The sequence below is a fragment of the Sphingomonas sp. PP-CC-3A-396 genome, from assembly GCF_004343105.1.
Classification (GTDB): domain Bacteria; phylum Pseudomonadota; class Alphaproteobacteria; order Sphingomonadales; family Sphingomonadaceae; genus Sphingomonas.
On record NZ_SLYF01000004.1, the window covers coordinates 120,853 to 138,239 of the forward strand.

The 17,387-nt window shown below is 66.5% G+C and carries 14 protein-coding genes and 1 pseudogene; 9 read left to right on the forward strand and 6 right to left on the reverse strand.

What is annotated here, in order from left to right; all coding sequences use genetic code 11:
* Positions 1–777, forward strand: coding sequence for an indole-3-glycerol phosphate synthase TrpC (trpC, locus tag C8J40_RS08930; protein ID WP_056048598.1), 777 nt, complete (start codon positions 1–3; stop codon positions 775–777).
* On the forward strand, positions 774–1,241 hold the full coding sequence (gene moaC / locus C8J40_RS08935) for a cyclic pyranopterin monophosphate synthase MoaC (RefSeq protein WP_132896751.1): 468 nt from the start codon (positions 774–776) through the stop codon (positions 1,239–1,241). The genes trpC and moaC overlap by 4 nt, the downstream gene beginning before the upstream one ends.
* Before the next feature lie 91 nt (positions 1,242–1,332).
* Here moaC and C8J40_RS08940 read toward each other — a convergent pair whose 3' ends face one another.
* Complete coding sequence (locus C8J40_RS08940) at positions 1,333–2,028, reverse strand: energy transducer TonB (RefSeq protein WP_243693292.1); 696 nt, start codon at positions 2,026–2,028, stop codon at positions 1,333–1,335.
* A 555-nt stretch (positions 2,029–2,583) separates the two neighbouring features.
* Between C8J40_RS08940 and C8J40_RS08945 the strand changes: the two genes are divergently transcribed.
* Both C8J40_RS08945 and lexA read left to right on the forward strand, forming a co-directional pair.
* On the forward strand, positions 2,584–3,765 hold the full coding sequence (locus tag C8J40_RS08945) for a molybdopterin molybdotransferase MoeA (protein WP_132896752.1): 1,182 nt from the start codon (positions 2,584–2,586) through the stop codon (positions 3,763–3,765).
* A 68-nt stretch (positions 3,766–3,833) separates the two neighbouring features.
* Positions 3,834–4,505 carry a transcriptional repressor LexA gene (gene lexA, locus C8J40_RS08950; RefSeq protein ID WP_132896753.1) on the forward strand — a complete coding sequence of 224 codons (672 nt, stop codon included), beginning with the start codon at positions 3,834–3,836 and terminating at the stop codon, positions 4,503–4,505.
* Between the two features lie 660 nt (positions 4,506–5,165).
* On the opposite strand, the pseudogene C8J40_RS08955 reads toward lexA, so the two are convergent.
* Positions 5,166–6,410: pseudogene (locus C8J40_RS08955) on the reverse strand (ComEC/Rec2 family competence protein); the annotation flags it as partial.
* Between the two features lie 146 nt (positions 6,411–6,556).
* Between C8J40_RS08955 and C8J40_RS08960 the strand changes: the two are divergent.
* Positions 6,557–6,955 carry a VOC family protein gene (locus C8J40_RS08960; RefSeq protein WP_132896755.1) on the forward strand — a complete coding sequence of 133 codons (399 nt, stop codon included), beginning with the start codon at positions 6,557–6,559 and terminating at the stop codon, positions 6,953–6,955.
* A 127-nt stretch (positions 6,956–7,082) separates the two neighbouring features.
* Here C8J40_RS08960 and C8J40_RS08965 read toward each other — a convergent pair whose 3' ends face one another.
* Positions 7,083–8,108, reverse strand: coding sequence for a ComEC/Rec2 family competence protein (locus tag C8J40_RS08965; protein WP_243693293.1), 1,026 nt, complete (start codon positions 8,106–8,108; stop codon positions 7,083–7,085).
* Between the two features lie 84 nt (positions 8,109–8,192).
* Here C8J40_RS08965 and gltX point away from each other — a divergent pair, with 84 nt between their 5' ends.
* The 3 genes from gltX to C8J40_RS08980 are packed head-to-tail and all read left to right on the forward strand — an operon-like array spanning position 8,193 to position 11,090.
* Positions 8,193–9,578, forward strand: a complete 1,386-nt coding sequence (gltX, locus tag C8J40_RS08970) for a glutamate--tRNA ligase (protein ID WP_243693294.1) — start codon at positions 8,193–8,195, stop codon at positions 9,576–9,578.
* A gap of 25 nt (positions 9,579–9,603) precedes the next feature.
* Positions 9,604–10,887, forward strand: coding sequence for a citrate synthase (locus C8J40_RS08975; RefSeq protein WP_132896756.1), 1,284 nt, complete (start codon positions 9,604–9,606; stop codon positions 10,885–10,887).
* A complete protein-coding gene (locus C8J40_RS08980; protein ID WP_107962026.1) occupies positions 10,887–11,090 on the forward strand; it encodes a hypothetical protein in 204 nt (67 codons plus the stop codon). The genes C8J40_RS08975 and C8J40_RS08980 overlap by 1 nt, the downstream gene beginning before the upstream one ends.
* Here C8J40_RS08980 and C8J40_RS08985 read toward each other — a convergent pair.
* From C8J40_RS08985 to C8J40_RS08995, 3 genes are read right to left on the reverse strand one after another with little or no spacing between them, the layout of a single operon-like run.
* On the reverse strand, positions 11,064–12,443 hold the full coding sequence (locus tag C8J40_RS08985; protein WP_132896757.1) for a HAMP domain-containing sensor histidine kinase: 1,380 nt from the start codon (positions 12,441–12,443) through the stop codon (positions 11,064–11,066). The genes C8J40_RS08980 and C8J40_RS08985 overlap by 27 nt on opposite strands.
* On the reverse strand, positions 12,440–13,537 hold the full coding sequence (locus C8J40_RS08990) for a DUF2336 domain-containing protein (RefSeq protein ID WP_243693295.1): 1,098 nt from the start codon (positions 13,535–13,537) through the stop codon (positions 12,440–12,442). Before C8J40_RS08990 ends, C8J40_RS08985 begins: the two co-directional genes overlap by 4 nt.
* A 35-nt stretch (positions 13,538–13,572) precedes the next feature.
* The gene (locus C8J40_RS08995; protein ID WP_132896758.1) at positions 13,573–14,754 is read right to left on the reverse strand and encodes a hypothetical protein; all 1,182 of its coding nucleotides are present in this window, start codon (positions 14,752–14,754) and stop codon (positions 13,573–13,575) included.
* 292 nt (positions 14,755–15,046) lie between these two features.
* Between C8J40_RS08995 and C8J40_RS09000 the strand changes: the two genes are divergently transcribed.
* Positions 15,047–17,332 (forward strand): hypothetical protein, encoded by a 2,286-nt coding sequence (locus tag C8J40_RS09000; RefSeq protein ID WP_132896759.1) that lies wholly within the window; start codon positions 15,047–15,049, stop codon positions 17,330–17,332.
* Positions 17,333–17,387: the final 55 nt, after the last annotated feature.

Sequence of the window (17,387 nt, forward strand, 5' to 3'; positions counted from 1 at the left end):
ATGACCATGCTCGACCGTATCCTCGAGACCAAGCGCGCCGAAGTCGCAGCGCGCAAGGCAACCACCTCGCTCGCCGATATCGACGCCGGCATCGCCCGCATGTCGAAGCCACGCGGCTTCCGCGCCGCGCTCGACGCCAAGACCGGCTACGCGCTCGTCGCCGAGGTCAAGAAAGCGAGTCCGTCGAAAGGCCTCATCCGCGCCGACTTCGATCCCGTAGCCCACGCCCGCGCATATGAAGCCGGAGGCGCCGCCTGCCTCTCGGTGCTGACCGACGAAAAGTGGTTCCAGGGCTCTGACGCCTACCTGACCGCGGCGCGCGACGCCGTCTCGATCCCCGTGCTGCGCAAGGACTTCATGGTCGACCCGTGGCAGTCGACCGAAGCGCGCGCGATCGGCGCCGACTGCATCCTGATCATCGTCGCAGCACTCGACGACATCCAGATGGCCGAGATCGAGGCCTCCGCGCTCGAATGCGGGATGGACGTGCTGGTCGAGGTCCACGACGCACACGAGATGGAGCGCGCGCTGCGGCTCAAGTCGCGCCTGATCGGCGTCAACAACCGCGACCTGCGCGACTTCTCGGTCGATTTCCAGCGCACCTACGACCTCGTCGGCAAGGCGCCTAAGGACTGCACCTTCGTCGCCGAGAGCGGCCTCACGACGCGCGCGGAACTCGACGCGATGGCCGAGCACGACATTCACTGCTTCCTGATCGGCGAAGCACTCATGCGCCAGGACGATGTCGAAGCGGCAACGCGCGCTCTCGTCGGATGACCGGCCTGACGCACATCGACGAAGCCGGCGCGGCAAGAATGGTCGACGTTGGTGGCAAGGCGGTCACCGCCCGCGAAGCCGTCGCCTCAGGCCGCATCACCATGTCCACCGAAGCCGCCGCAGCGATCGGCGCCGGCACCGCGAAGAAGGGCGACGTCCTCGCCGTCGCGCGCGTCGCCGGCATCATGGCCGCCAAGCGCACGAGCGACCTGATCCCCCTCTGCCACCCGCTCCCGCTGACCAAGGTGGAAATCGACCTCGTGGTGGACGAAACCGGCGTAACCGCCACCGCCACCGCCTCGACCGAAGGCAAGACCGGCGTCGAGATGGAAGCGCTCACCGCCGCCACGGTCACGCTCCTGACGATCTACGACATGGCCAAAGCGATCGACAAGACGATGGTCCTCACCGACATCCGCGTCCGCGCAAAGTCCGGCGGCAAATCCGGCAACTGGGCCGCGTAGAAGAAAACCCTCCCCCCAACGGGGAGAGGGATAGACGCCAAAGGCGGCGAGGGTGAGGGCAAGCCAAGCAGAACGCGCCTAGCCTGGGACTTCAATCCCCACCCATAGCCCATTCATGATCCTCCACGATCGTCGACTCCACCGGCCGCCCCGCCGCATCGAGCGAAGGCTCATACCGAAACCGCTCCTCGATCAACCGGCACGTAAGCGCATCCAACTCCCGGCTCCCGCTCGACCGGGTCACCCGGCACCGAGACACCCGCCCATCGGTCTGGACCAGATACCGCACCGAAACCCGCCCCCGGATCCCCGTCTCGGCCGCCTCGCGCGGATAGTCCGAATCCTTTAGCCGCCCCTTGCGCCACCGCGGCGGCGTCTCCTCACCACCCCCGCCGTCGCCATTGCCATACCCACCGCTCCCGGTGCCATTGCCGATCCCGCCACTCCCCGTCCCCGGCCCGCGCACATCCGAAGCGCCCGCCGTAGCCTGCGCCCCCACCCCGGCCTTCTCCGCAACCACGACAGGCGGCAGCACCACAACCGGCACCACCGGCGGCGGCGCCACTACCTCGGTAGCCTTCGACTTCAAATTAGGCGGCGACGCAGCCCCCTCCGGCTTGCGGCTAGGCGACGGCCTAGGCCGCACCTTCTCCTCAGGCGGCGGCGGTGGCGGAGGCGGCGCCGCATCGAACACCTTCAACGCATCGCTGACCACCGCCGGCATCGTCACCACCAGCCCGTTGAGCAGCGCATAGCCCAGCACCCCCGGCAACAGCACGGCGCCCACCGCCGCCCCGATCCTGTCTCTCGCCCGAGGCTGATTGCGTGTCATCATGCTGATCTGGTGTCTCTTTCCCCCAAACATAGCCCCGCAAAGGATGAACCCGCGCTGGCCAGAGGTTCAGAGACGGCGAGCAACGACGACCTCACACTCGCCGTTACTGTCGAGGAAGTCCTCACACAGATCAAAACCCCACCCCGGCGAAGGCCGGGGCCCAGTTGGGAAGGTCGCAGTAGCGAAGCACGACAACCGCCAAATTTATGTTTCCCCGCGAAGGCGGGGACCCAGCCCTGGGCTCCCGCCTTCGCGGGAGAACAAGAAGGCGGTAGCTAACGTTCGATATCTGCCCGCCCAGACATCGCCATGGCGGCTAAGCTCTCCGCGCCCCGCTTAGCCAACAACGCCTGTCCTACATATCAAACCCATGGCAAAGCACGGAACCTACCCCCACGCCCCGCGCTTCCCCATACATCGCCCAAAGAACAAACCGCCAAAACGCTCCCAGCGTCTACACTTCCTATACTTCACTTTTCCGAACCGCCCAGAAACAGAGCCTTACGCATGACCCTAGTCCCCGTCGCCGAAGCCCAGTCCCGCCTCTTCGCCATGGCCCCTCGCGTCGGCCACGAGACCGTGACGCTACGCGAAGCCGCCGGCCGCTGGGCCGCCGAGGACATCCTCGCCCGCCGGACGCAACCCGCGGCGGATCTCTCGGCCATGGACGGCTACGCGATCCGCTTCGAAGACCTCCCAGGCCCCTGGAAAGTCATCGGCGAAAGCGCCGCCGGCCGCCCCTTCGCAGGCAATGTCGCCTCCAACGAGGCCACCCGCATCTTCACCGGCGCCGCCATGCCCGAAGGCGCCGACACCGTCATGGTCCAGGAAGAAGCCGAGCGTGACGGCGAAACCCTGATCCTCGCCGGCGAAGGCCCGCCGACACTTGGCCGCAACACCCGCCGCAAGGGCCTCGATTTCTCCACCGGCACCCGCCTGATCGCCGCCGGCGATCGCCTCAGCCCCGCGCGCATCGCCGTCGCCGCAACCGGCGGCCACGGCACCCTCACCGTCAACCGTCGCGTCCGCGTCGCCGTCGCCGCCACCGGCGACGAACTCGTCCCCCCCGGCTCGACCACCGACGGCGTAGCGCTCCCCGAATCGAACGGCATCATGCTCGCCGCGATGCTCGCCGACATGCCCGTTGACATCATCGATCTCGGCATTCTGCCCGACAATCTCGAGATCCTCCGCGAAGCCTTCGCGAGCGTCGAGGCCGACCTGCTCGTCACCACCGGCGGCGCGTCGGTCGGCGACCACGACCTCGTCCGCCCCGCGATCGAAGCCGCCGGCGGCACCATCGACTTCTGGCGGATCGCGCTGCGCCCCGGCAAGCCGATGATGGCCGGCCGGATCGGCGAGATGATGGTCCTCGGCCTCCCCGGCAACCCGGTCTCCGCGTTCGTCACCGCGACGCTGTTCGTGAAGCCCGTCGTCGCGCACATGGCCGGCGCACGCGATCCGCTCCCCCAGTCGACCCACGCGCTGCTCGGCGAAGACCTCCCCGCCAACAACGCCCGCACCGACTATCTCCGCGCCGAGCTGCGCGACGGCAAAGCCTATGCCTCGACGATCCAGGACAGCTCAATGCTGCTAACGCTGGCCCGCTCGACCTGCCTCATCGTCCGCCCCGGCAACGCTCCGGTTGCAAAGAGAGGCGAATCGGCGGAAATCCTCGTGATCGCGTGATACGGACGCTTGACGGCGTTAATTATGTTCCATAGAAGTTCCCAGTCTGTTCCGGACGGAGAACCGCCATGCTCACGCGCAAGCAGCACGAACTCGTCTGCTTCATCAACGATCGCCTCAACGAAACCGGCGTCTCGCCGTCGTTCGAGGAGATGAAGGACGCCCTCGACCTCAAGTCGAAGTCGGGCGTCCACCGTCTGATCAGCGCGCTCGAGGAGCGCAACTTCATCCGCCGCCTGCCGAACCGTGCGCGCGCACTCGAAGTGCTTCGCATGCCCGAGCGTGCCGAGAAAAAGGCGCCATCAAAGGCGTCGAACGTAAAGCCCGCGCCCGCTACCGCGCCACAGCCAGCGAACGACGTCGTCGAGATCCCCCTCCACGGCCGCATCGCCGCCGGCGTCCCGATCGAAGCGTTCGAAGGCAGCACGATGCTGGCCGTCCCCGCCGCACTGCTGGGTTCGGGTGAACACTATGCGCTCGAAGTCTCCGGCGACTCCATGGTCGAGGCCGGTATCCTAGACGGCGACTACGCCCTGATTCGCCGCACCGAGACCGCCCGAGACGGCGAGATCGTCGTCGCCCTGATCGAAGACAGCGAAGCCACCCTGAAATACTTCCGCCGCGAAGGCGCCATGGTCCGTCTCGACCCTGCAAACCGAGCCTACGATCCCCAACGCTACGCCCCCGCCCAAGTCCGCGTCCAAGGCAAACTCTCCGGCATCCTCCGCCGCTACGACTGAACTGCCGGGACCGACCTGCGTCATCACGACGCAGGTCGGTCTCGGTTTTTGGTTGCTCAGGAAAAGCGACAGCCTAGCCTTAAGCCAAGTCGCTTCTCCGGCCGACAACAGCGGCCGGATCTCTTAAGCAAGTTAAGCGAGATGTACTGGGCGTGTCGAAAAGCGACTAGTTTTTCGACACGCCCAACCGGCCCCCAAGCGTCCGGAAGCCCCTCTCACGCTCTGATGCATAGTCGCGTTCTCGACTCGAATGCCCAATCTCTGCGTCTCTGCGCCTCTGCGCGAACATCTCGTCCTCAATCTCCAGCGCGGCCGAAGAATTGGTTCACGTGGAGACGCGGAGGGGTTGCGCTTAGGGAAAACGAAGCACCTCCAAACGTCTTCGGAAGGAAGACTAAACAGTCCCCAGCCCGAGCCACCCCGTCATACAACAACCTTCTCCGCGTCTCCGCGTGAACCAGTTCGTCTCGCTGTGACCGCACGGGAAAACGAAAGATCTTGTTCACGCGAAGGCGCAAAGGCGCGAAGATATGGTGCCTGGATCAGCGCCTACCGGCTTTCGCTGGCGGCAAAAAACTGACGTCGGCTTATCGTTCATGGAGGTTTAAGGCCTCCCAAGCGGCATCACCTTCGCGCCTTTGCGCCTTCGCGTGAACAGTTCTATTTTTGACGGCCTTGGCCGGCGCGAAACGCCGATACAGTACCGTGAAACCGATCATGGCGCGGCCTGAACGCGTACGCGGTGCGTTCGAGGAGAGGCGGATCGCGCCAGGGGTGACGATCGCCTGCGTTCAGGATGGTCACGACCGTCCCGCTTCCCAAGGTCAGCGCGACGCCGCCCGTACGCCGGAGTACACGACGATCCAGTTTCAGCCACCGCGGTACGCACCGCTTCGGCAGACCGCGTTCGCTGACGACAACATCGGCGCCGTGACAAGCGGTAATGAACTCAGCAATCGGCACCATATAGTCGCTGCGGGTCGCCAGGATGCGCCACATCCGTCCCCGCGCGCCGATATCGGTAACGCAAAGATCGCGGCTGCACCGCGCATCGGGTTGGTCCGCCAGCAGCAGCGGCTCGCCATCCACGCCACCATTCTCTGCAAGCATGTCGCGCGTATAGTCGCCGGCCCGATCGCGCAGCATCGCAAGCCCCGCCGCCGTCCGCACCGCGACATGGCGCCCGTCGCCGGTCACGAGAACATCCGGCGCGGGCGTCGTCAACGCCCAGACCGCGCCGATCGCCAGTGGTACCAGCCCGAGCCGCCGCCACCGCGTTCGCCACAAGGCGATCCAGATGCCACCGACGATCATCAACGCGAACGCCGCCGTCGGCATAGCGGGCAAGGACCGCACCGATCCTGGCGCGCTGGCAACGATATGCGCGAGCCACAACAGCGCATCGAGCGAGCGCTGGACCAACCACCATATCGGTGCACCCAGCCCGCCGGCGTCCAGCAGCAACGCCAGCGCTTCCAACGGCATTACCACGAACGTCGTCAGCGGGATCGCAATGATGTTGGCGAACGCGCCGTACAGCCCGGCCTTGTGAAAATGATATACCGCGATCGGCATCAGCGCGAACTCCACGAGCAGCCCGGTGATAAGCAGCGATGCTACCCCGCGAGCGAGGCGGCGCGGTCGGCCCTCGTCGTGGGGCCCGAAAAACGTGCGAACCGAAGGGTGCTCGTGCAGCGCCATGATTGCGGTGATTGCCGCAAACGAAAGCTGGAAGCTCGGTCCCGCCGCCGATTCGGGCAGCACGAGCATGACGCACGCCGCCCCCGCCGCGACGAGGCGCAAGGTCATCGCCTCACGCCCCATCGCGAGAGCTGCCAGCACGAGCAGCGCGGCCACGCACGACCGAATCGTCGGAACCTGGCTTCCGGTCAGGGCGTTGTAGCCGTAGCCTACTGCCGCGCGATTTTCTCGAACGTCCGCTGACGCCCACTTGCGGACATTCCACGGGCCGGGGTGACTGCGGGTTACGCGCCAGTTAGGTGAGACTGCTAATAGCGATCGAAAGTCGATCAGCCTTCAGGAGAGTGTCTGTGCTTTTTCACACCATGGTCGGATCGAATGACATCGAACGGTCAAAGCGCTTCTACGACACGGTGCTCGCCACCCTGGGTGCAGGCGAAGGAACGCGGAACATCGCCGACAGCGGCCATACCCGTCTGATCTACAACAATGGTAACGGAACCAACTTCATCGTCAGCCAGCCGATCAACGACGAACCGGCAAGCGTCGCTAACGGCAGCACCGTTGCCTTTTCCTGCGACTCGCCCGAACAGGTGAAGCAGCTTCACGATACCGCCGTTGCCGCTGGCGGGTCCTCGATAGAAGCTCCGCCGGGACCGCGCGAAACTGCCTCCATGGGCACCATCGAGCTGGCCTATTTTCGTGACCCCGACGGCAACAAATTGTGCGGAATTCATTTTCCTGCCTGATTCGTTCGATACGGGTCCGCTTCTGTCGATAGCGGACCCCGATCATGCGATCCCGCGAAGACCCGCTTTCCTCCAATCCCGGACATTCAGTGGCCGCGCAAATCTGCCAAAAATAAGGGTTTGACTCCTATAACGCACGGGTCAGCAACGTATAGCCGATTGCCGCCGCCGCTCCCGCCAGCGCAGCGATCAGAGGCAAGCGCGCGTGCAACGCCAGCCAAGGGCTTAGCGCCAGCAGACGCAACACGATCAGCATCGTCGCGGCTACCGCAGCCGTAATATGCAATCCGCTCACCGACAGCAGATGCGCGAGCCCAGCGCGGCGCATCGCCTCCGAATCCTCCTCGCTGATTGCGCCGACGTCGCCGGTGGCTAGTGCGGCGGCGATCCCGCCCGCGCTGCCATCCAGTCGCGAGACAATATGGCGCGACAGCGCGACGCGGATGCCGGCTCCCGACTCGCTCGGCGTCGTCACGACCACCGGTGCGAAACCTCTTCCTGTCGCGCCGATCCCGCCGAACCAAGCAACTCGGGCGAAATCGTAGGCGCCCGGCACCGCGGGCAGCGGCGGCGGCATCAGCCGCGCCCGCAGACGCACGACCGCTCCCGTTCCCAGCAGCTTCGGCGCATCCGATTCCGCCAGATTGACGCGGATGCGGTATGGCAGGGTCACCGGTTGCCCGTCGGTCTCGGCGCCCTTCCCGATCGGCAGCAGCGTCAGCCGGACCAGCTTCCGCGCCACCAGCGGCTCAATAGCCTCCACCCTCGCGGAGAAACTCGCGATCGACGGTCCGCCCAGCACTGGTCGCGCCACCGACTCTGATCGCGCCCAGATGAGACCCAGACCCAGCGCCGCCGTCAGCAACCCAATCGCGAGCGACCGCGCCGCACGGCCACCCTGCCCGACCGCCAGACATGCCAACCCGCTCGCCACCAGCAGCAGTATTGCCACGCACCACGCCGCCGGATCGGGCAGCGCGAACCACAAAGCGATCCCGCCGCCCAGCATTACCGGCAGCCATAACACCAACTGGTCGCGCTCCGCCTCGAGCCAGCGTTCCACGGCAAGCCCGACGACAGCCCCCCATCGCGGCACGCCCATTTGTCGCCGCCAAGGACGCATGCTAGGGGCGGCGACGGCTGTCATGGCCATCGTTTCTCCATCGTTTCATCAGTCTGGGAGCACCCGCGGTTGGGCGCAATATCTGATACGGGCACCGCCGCTTCGGCCGCACCCGTGGTTACCCGTTTCGCTCCGTCGCCGACGGGGTTCCTGCATCTTGGCGGCGCGCGCACCGCGCTGTTCAACTGGCTGTTCGCAAAGGCGAACGGGGGCAAGTTCCTGTTGCGCATCGAGGATACCGACCGGGTCCGTTCGACCCAGCCGGCGATCGACGCGATCATCGACGGCATGCGCTGGCTCGGGCTCGACTGGGACGGCGACGTCGTCATGCAGTTCGCCGGTGCCGAGCGCCACGCCCAGGTCGCACACGAGATGGTGGCAAATGGGCATGCCTATCGCTGCTACATGACCAACGACGAGATCGCCGCGATGCGTGCCGAGGCACAGGCCGCGAAGAAGCCGCTCCGCATCCGCAGCCCGTGGCGCGATCGTCCCGAGAGCGAAGCGCCGAACCTCCCCCACGTCGTCCGCCTGCGCGCGCCGCAGGAAGGCGCCGTCACGATCGAGGACCGCGTTCAAGGCGCCGTTACGGTCAAGAACGAGGAGATCGACGACCTCGTCCTGCTACGCTCCGACGGCACCCCGACCTACATGCTCGCCGTCGTCGTCGACGATCACGACATGGGCGTCACGCACGTCATCCGCGGCGACGATCACCTCAACAACGCGTTCCGGCAGCTGCCGATCTACCGCGCGATGAACTGGCCCGAGCCGATCTACGCGCACATCCCGCTGATCCACGGACCCGATGGCGCCAAGCTGTCGAAGCGTCACGGCGCGGTCGGTATCGAAGCGTATCGCGACGAGATGGGTATCCTGCCCGAGGCGTTCGACAATTACCTGCTCCGGCTCGGCTGGGGTCACGGCGACGACGAGATCATCAGCCGCGAACAGGCGGTCGAGTGGTTCGACCTGTCGGGCGTCGGCAAGTCGCCCTCGCGCTTCGATTTGAAGAAGCTCGAGAACCTCAACGGCCATTATATCCGCGAAGCCGACGATGCGCGGCTGGCGCAGCTCGCCGCCGATCGTCTTGGCCACGACCTGCCGACCGGCGGACTCGATCTTCTGACTCGCGCGATGCCCGTCCTGAAGCCGCGTGCCGCAAACCTGAACGAACTGGCTGAAGGCTCGAATTTCCTGTTCAGCCAGCGTCCTCTGGCGATGGATGACGCCGCGGCGAGCCTTTTGCAGGGTGAAGCGAGTGCGATTTTGGTCAATGTCCATGCCGAACTTGACGCGCTCGCCACGTGGGATACGGAGGCGCTCGAAGGCGCGGTACGGCGCGTGGCCGAAGCGCGGGGCGTCAAGCTCGGCCAGGTCGCACAGCCGCTTCGCGCCGCGCTGACGGGACGCAAGACGTCGCCGGGGATCTTCGATGTGCTCGATTTGCTCGGGCGCGACGAGAGCCTTGGCCGGATCGCCGACCGGATGGCTAGCTGATAAGATTTCGAGGAAGGATACAAGCATGAGCGAGACCGCAACCCTCAAGGTCGACGGCAAGGATTTCGAGTATCCGGTGATGTCCGGTACGGTCGGACCCGATGTCATCGATATCCGCAAGCTGTACGCGCAGACGGATAATTTTACCTATGATCCGGGTTTCACCTCGACGGCGTCGTGCCAGTCGAAGCTGACCTATATCGATGGTGACGCAGGCACGCTGCTGCACCGCGGCTACACGATCGGCGAGCTTGCCGAGCAGTCGAACTTCATGGAAGTCGCGTACCTCCTGCTCAACGGCGAACTGCCGAACGAAGACGAGCTGGCGAACTTCTCGACCACGATCACGCGCCACACGATGGTGCACGAGCAGCTCGCGCAGTTCTTCCGTGGCTTCCGCCGCGATGCGCATCCGATGGCGATCCTGTGCGGCGTCGTCGGCGCGCTGTCGGCCTTCTATCACGATTCGACCGACATCCACGATCCGGCACAGCGCGTCATCGCGTCGCACCGCCTGATCGCCAAGATGCCGACGATTGCCGCGATGGCGTACAAGTACAGCGTCGGCCAGCCGTTCGTCTATCCGGACAACACGCTGAGCTACACCGGCAATTTCCTGAAGATGACGTTCGGCGTCCCCGCCGAGAAGTATGTCGTGAACCCGATCGTCGAAAAGGCGATGGACCGCATCTTCATCCTCCACGCCGACCACGAGCAGAACGCGTCGACCTCGACCGTCCGTCTCGCCGGTTCGTCGGGCGCCAACCCGTTCGCGTGCATCGCGGCCGGCATCGCCTGCCTGTGGGGCCCAGCGCATGGCGGCGCCAACGAAGCCGCGCTCAACATGCTGCATGAGATCGGCACCGTCGATCGCATCCCCGAGTATATCGCCCGCGCCAAGGACAAGAACGATCCGTTCCGCCTGATGGGCTTCGGTCACCGTGTCTACAAGAACTATGATCCACGCGCGGCGGTCATGCAGACGACCGTCAAGGAAGTGCTCGGCGAGCTGGGCGTCACCGACCCCGTGTTCGACGTCGCGATCGAGCTCGAGCGTCTGGCGCTAAGCGATCCGTACTTCATCGAGAAGAAGCTGTTCCCGAATGTCGATTTCTATTCGGGCGTGATCCTGTCGGCGATCGGCTTCCCAACGTCGATGTTCACCGTCCTCTTCGCGCTCGCCCGCACCGTCGGCTGGGTCGCGCAGTGGAACGAGATGATCACCGATCCAGACCAGAAGATCGGCCGTCCGCGCCAGCTGTACAGCGGCCCGACCGCACGTGACTACGTCCCGATGGCGTCACGCTAATGAAGACGCTCCGGCCGATCCTGATGATCGTCGGCGTGCTCAGCGCGCTGATGGGTCTGCTCTGGATCGGCCAGGGGCTCGGTTACGTCCACTGGCCGCAGTCGAGCTTCATGCTCGACCAGCGGCCATGGGCGGATCGCGGTGCATTTCTCGCTGCGTTCGGCCTCGCGCTGATATTAGTGGCGCGCCGGATCCGCCGGTAACGTCAAGACGAACCGCGCGCCTTCGCCGGGCGCGCTCTCGATCATGAGATCGCCTTGCATCGCCCGCGCCAAGCGTCGTGCAATATACAGGCCGAGCCCGTTGCCCCCGGCCTCCGACGGATCGACCCGCTCGAACTTCTCGAAAATCCGGATCTGATCCTCGGGCGCGACGCCCTTGCCCTGGTCCGCGACGACGACGATCGCCTGCGTCTCGGACCGCTCCACCGACACGGTGACATGCGACCCCGCGGGTGAATAGCGCACCGCGTTGCCGACGAGATTGACCAGGATCTGCAGCAAACGCCGGAAATCGCCGAGGGCCGGCACGCGTGCGTCCATCGCCGGCCGAACGATCGTCACCTCGGCATTGCTCGCGCGTACGGTCAGCAGACCCGCAGCGCGGCGAGCGACGTCGGCGAGGTCGATCGGCTCGGGTGCCAGCGCGAAGTCCGGACGCTCGACCGCTTGCAGATCGACGAGATCGTCGACCAGTTCGAGCAGATGCCGGCCGGCGCTGGCGATATCCGCGGCGTAATCGGCATAGTCGTGCTGCACCGGGCCATCGGCCTGCGCGTTGATGCTGTCGGCATTGGCGACGATCCGCGCGAGCGGAATCCGCAACGCCTTGTCGAGCCCGCTGGTGAAGGTCGGCGACAGCGTGTCCGCGGCAACTGGCGCCAGGGCGTCCTCGACGACCATCCGCGCCACGCCGACGAACCCGGCAAAATCGCCCGATGCATCGTGCCGGACATTGGCGGTCAGCGTCACCGCGCGGCCCGAACTCCGCAGATGCGCGGGCTGCGCAGCCATCGCCCGCCGCCTCGCCAGCGAGTCGAGAATCGGCAACGTCCCGTCCGTTCCGGCATCGAGCGCGAACATCGCCGTCAGCGGCTGGCCGAGCAGCGCGAACGCATCGAACCCATGCTTCGGCCCCGCATCCAGCGTCACGAACGTCAGCCGCAGCGCGGAGTCGGTTTCCCACCGCCAGTCGGTATCGCTGCCGAGAAAATCATTCTGCGCATCGGGTGCCGGCCGCGCCGGGCGCCATGCGGCGATCTCGCGCCAGCCGCTGACCGTAAGACGGACGTTCTCGCCGTCCGGTTGCGCGCGCACCCACAGATCGACGTCGGTTTCGTCGTCGGCGACTACGACACCGCGCGACACGACGATGCCGAGCCGTCGCGCCAACCGCGCAATCGTCGCGAGTTGCGGCACCGCGAGTGGCGCACCGCGCATACCCCCCGCCCGTTGGTTCAGTGCGATCAACGCCGGGTCCGCGAACGACAGCGATCCGTCGGGTGCGACGATCGCGTGGGCAATGGGGCTTTCGGTCGAAGGGTCGAACACGCTCATCGCCGACTCGTACGCGCCAGCGCCCGCAACGCCATCCGAAAATCGCGGTTCAGTGCCAGTGGTGCGATCGACGCCCGCGCATCCTCGACACCGACCGAAACGATCGCATCCAGAGCGTCCGCAAATGCCTCGATATCGCGCCGCGGGTCCGCTTCCGACAGGGCCAGCCCGATCCGGGCGATCGTCGGCCGATCCATGTCGAGCGCGCGCAACGCCAGCCACAGCCGATCGCCCTCGGGCTCCAGCGTGATCGCCCGCGCCTGATCGAACGCGATGCCGAGCGCATGCGCCAGCACCGCGACGAACAGCGACAGCCGCCGGTCGCCAATCGATTCGACCAGTACCGCCGCCAACTCGTTTGGTCGCGCATCGAGCGCCCCCGCCAGCCGCATCGCCACCGCATCGGGCCGCTCGCCCTCGTCATGCGCCGCGAGACTGCGCTGCGCCGCGTCGGTGATCGCGCGGTCGCTCTCCCGCGTCGCATGCGGCAAGCCGTCGCGGATTGCCGCCGCCACCCACCAGACCAGCCGGTGATGGAGTTCGGCGGGGAGTTCGCTCCCACCGACAACGCCCTGTTCGTTCGCGACCCGCCGCCGGCTCTCGGCCGCGAGCAGGGCCGACGCCGCCGACGCTACGATACTGTCCGGCACGCCAGCGAGACGGACCAGCAGGCTCGCCTCGTCGGGCTCGGCCACCTCGACCGGCAGCGACGCCGCGATCAGATCGTGACGCACGCGCGTGATCAGTTCGTCCATCAACTCCTCGTCACGGAGCAATCCGGCGCGCGTCAGTCGATCGACGACGCCCCCCGCGCCCGCCTTGAGGATCGCCTCGCCCGCCTTCGTCGATCCGTTTCCGGCGAGCGACCGCGCCGCGTGGCGCCGGATATCCCACTCGATCGAACCGACGATCGCATCCAGCACATGCGCCAGCATCAGCCGCGTCCGGTCGTCCAACCGCGCATCCGCATCAAGGAAGAAGTCGGCGATCGTCCCCGCCAGTCGCGTCTCCGCGCGCAAGCGCACGGTCTCGGCCCGCGCGAGCGGATCGTCATAGGACGGCATAGCGTCAACTGGGTCTCGGCCGACCGACATCGCCCCGTGCTTAGCCTCCGGTCGTTAAGGTCCGCCTAAGGCGCGCGGCGCAATCGTTCGATCACCGCCGCCAGCGTCGCGGTCGCATAGGCCGCGGTCAACCCCAATCCCACCACCGGAAAACCGACCAATGCGGTCAGCGTCACGATCAGCAGATACGCCGCCGGACTGCCCCACCAGAACTGGCGCGCGCGTTCGACGATCGCGCGCTCGGCCAGTCCGCCGATCGCGACGAGGGCGGTACCGATCGCCAGCGCGGTGTTCTCGCCCGCATAGCCGCTGACGAAGAACGCAAAGACGAGGATGGCGGCGGCAACGACACCGCCGATCGCCACGGTCTGGCCATGCGCCATCGGCTCTTCGTCGCGAAGCCCGCTCAACACCGAACCAAGTGCCAATGCGATGCACCCGACCAGCGCCAGGATCAGCCCGGTCGAGGACAGGCCTACGCCGATCGTCACCAGCCCGGCGACGCCCAGCGCCAGCCCAGCTGCGCCCACCGTGGTCCCCGCGACGCCGCGATCGACCAGCAGCGGCAACGCCAGCCGCGCGATCGGCGCGAGCACGAACCGGTCGAACCAGCCGCGCCGCCCCGACACGATCGTCATCAGCACCGCACGCCCGCGTTCCTCCAGCGTCCGCGCCTGCCGCTCGATACCGTGCCCACCGCTCACCGCATCGGTTGGCAGCAACACTTGCGTCGCGCGCGACTGTACCGCCAAGCGCAACAGCGACGACTGAAGATCGTAATCCTGTGGCAAAGCCGAGACCTCGGCGATCCGGCTCGAACTCAGCCGGGCGACCCCGGCCCACGCCATCTGCCCGCCGACACGTTCGAACCCCGGCCCGGCATCGCTCTCCGGCACGACGAGCAGGCAATCGCCCTCCTCGCCCGCCATCGCCTTGACGATCGCCTCGGTGGTGACCAGCCCGTCGCCGAGCATCAGCACGCGGGCGAGCGGATGCAGCTTCTCGACCGCTTCGGTCGCCGAGCGCACCGTATCGACCGAAACGCCGCGCCGCCCGATCCGGTTGATCGCCCCCAAAAGCTCGGGCGTCATCCGCGCGACGACGACGATCACCTGCGACACGCCGGCCGCGATCAGCAACCGTGCCTGGTATTCGATAAGCGTGACGCCGCTGAACGGCAGCGTCGCGGCCAGACGATCGGGACGATCGTCGGCGTCGTGAATTGCAAATAATAGGCCGGCAAGCATCGCAGGCTGTTAGGCGGTACGCGCCGTCCTGCAAAGCCCGCGTTAGGTCGAACTGCCCTGCGCCGCGGTTCGGTTCGACGTTACGCGCGAGAAACCACCCGGCTGGGGCGACTATACTGCCACATCCTCCCGTGCTTATCACAAGGATCGACCGCGGCTTCTCGCGGCGCCACCACGATCATACGCCGTGTCGCCCCGCTTACCGGACGGATGTTCGCCGAACCGTCGCATCATCCGTTTTGTCCGACGACAATCCATGATACTTCCGCAATTCATGAACGGGGGTTCGTCAATGATCGGGTTTCGCGCGTCGGCAGGCAATGCCCATCCCATTCGCGCGGACATCGTGATGGATCCGGTGATAGAAGACATGTCCGACACCGTCACCGAACCCCATTTCGACGAGCCCGCGCAAGAGCCTGCGCCCGAACGCGGTCCGCTTTTCGCCGGCATCGCGGTTGCGATCGTAGCGATATGGCTCGCCGCGATGCTGTGGATCGCACGCGATTCGCTGGCGACGATCGAACCGGTCGCGCTGGTCCAGTTCATCGCCGCGCTCTGTATCGTCCCTGCGCTCGTCGGTATCGTCTGGCTGCTCACCATGCGCACCAGCCGCACCGAGGCGCATCGCTTCGGCATCACCGCGCAGGCGATGCGTGACGAAGCGGCCAGCCTGGAGCGCACCGTCGCAGCGCTGTCGGACACGATCGACGCCAGTCGCCAGCAGCTCGCCGAACAACTGAACGCGCTCATGGCGATGGGCGGCGGCGCGACCGAACAGCTGGCCGCGATCGGTCGCGGCATGGTCTCCGAAATCGACCAGGCTGCAGCCCACGCGCGCAACCTCGCCACCTCGACCGCCGGCGCGCAGACCAGCCTCGGCGTCCTGATCGCCACCCTCCCCCGTGCACAGGCGGATATCGACGACGTCGCCAAGCGCCTCGAACGCACCGGTCTGTCGGCCAGCGAACACGCCGCTGCGCTCGACGCGCAGATCGTTGCGCTCGCCGAACGTGGCCGCGAGGCCGATGCGATGGCGAGCGGCGCAGCGCAACGGCTTGCTGCGCATATCGTCCGGATGGAGGCGACCAGCCAGACCGCGGGCGCGCATCTCGAATCGGTCACCGACGGCATGTCCGCCGCGGTCGACGCGTTGCTCAACCGTACCGCCGACGCCGTCGATCTGTCGCGCCGCGGCATCGCTGCGCAGGGCGACGCGATGCTGGCGATGGTCGGCGCCAACCAGGCCGCGCTCGACCGCGCCGCGCGTGACAGCGCCGAGGCGCTCGCGCACCGTATCGCCGCGGTCGAGGACGCGATCGAACGCGTCGCGATCCGCCTCGATCTACAGCGCAGTGCCGGCGACCGGATCGTCGACGACCTCCACACCGGACTCGGCGAAGTCGAATCGCGGATCGAACTGCTCCATCGCCATGGGACCGAGCGCACGCAAGACCTCGCCGCGTCGATCAGCGCGCTCGGCGGCTCGGCGGATGCGATGACCGAAGCGTTGCGCGAGGGCGACGACATGGCGCACCGGACGATCGCCACGACCGAAACGCTGCTCGTCGCGCTCGACGCGGCCGCACGCGAGATCGACGAGACGATGCCTGAAGCTTTGGGCCGGCTCGATTCGCAGGTGCTCGCCAGCAAGAGCATCGTCGTCTCCGCACGCCCCGAACTGCTCGCGCTGGTTACCGCGGCCGAGAGCACGCACGACGCGATCGAGGCGATCGCGGGCGTGATCTCCGAACAGCGCCTCGTCCTCGACACGCTGTCGACCGACCTGCTCAACACGCTCAATACCGGTCGCGCGAAGGCGGATGCGCTCGGTCACATGGTCGACGAGGCGATCGGCCGCACGCAACATTTCGCCGAAGACGCCGCCCCGCAGTTGATCGAAGCGCTCCACCGCGTCCGCGAAACCGCCGCGGTCGCAGCCGACAAGGCGCGCGAGACGCTGTCGAAGGTCATCCCCGAGGCCGCAGCCGCGCTCGAGGCCGCCAGCGCCGACGCGATGCGCCGCGCGACCAACGACACCGTGGAACGCCAGGTCAAGGCGCTCACCGACGCGACCGGCGCCGCGGTCGATGCCGCCACCGGAGCGACCGAACGCCTTGCGCGTGAAGTCCAGACGATCGTCGACCAGACCGCAATCGTGGAAACCCGGATCCAGGAAGCCCGCACCGAACGCGAAGACGCCGACCAGGACACCTTCGCGCGCCGTGTCTCGCTGCTCATCGAGTCTCTCAACTCTGCCTCGATCGACATCACCAAGGCAATCGCATCCGAAATCTCCGACAGCGCCTGGGGGGCATATCTCAAGGGCGACCGCGGCGTCTTCACGCGCCGCGCGGTCCGCATCCTCGACGCGAGCGAAGTCCGAGAGATCGCCGGCCTCTACGATGAGGACGAAACGTTCCGCGAGATGGTCAACCGCTACATCCACGACTTCGAAGCGATGCTCCGCACGATCCTGACGCAACGCGACGGCTCGCCGCTCGGCGTGACGTTGCTGTCGTCAGACATGGGCAAGTTGTACGTGGCACTGGCGCAAGCGATCGAACGCCTGCGCTGAAAAGGAGCTCCCGAAATGATCCAGCGCACCCGCTAACGCGGCCTTCGCCAGCGGA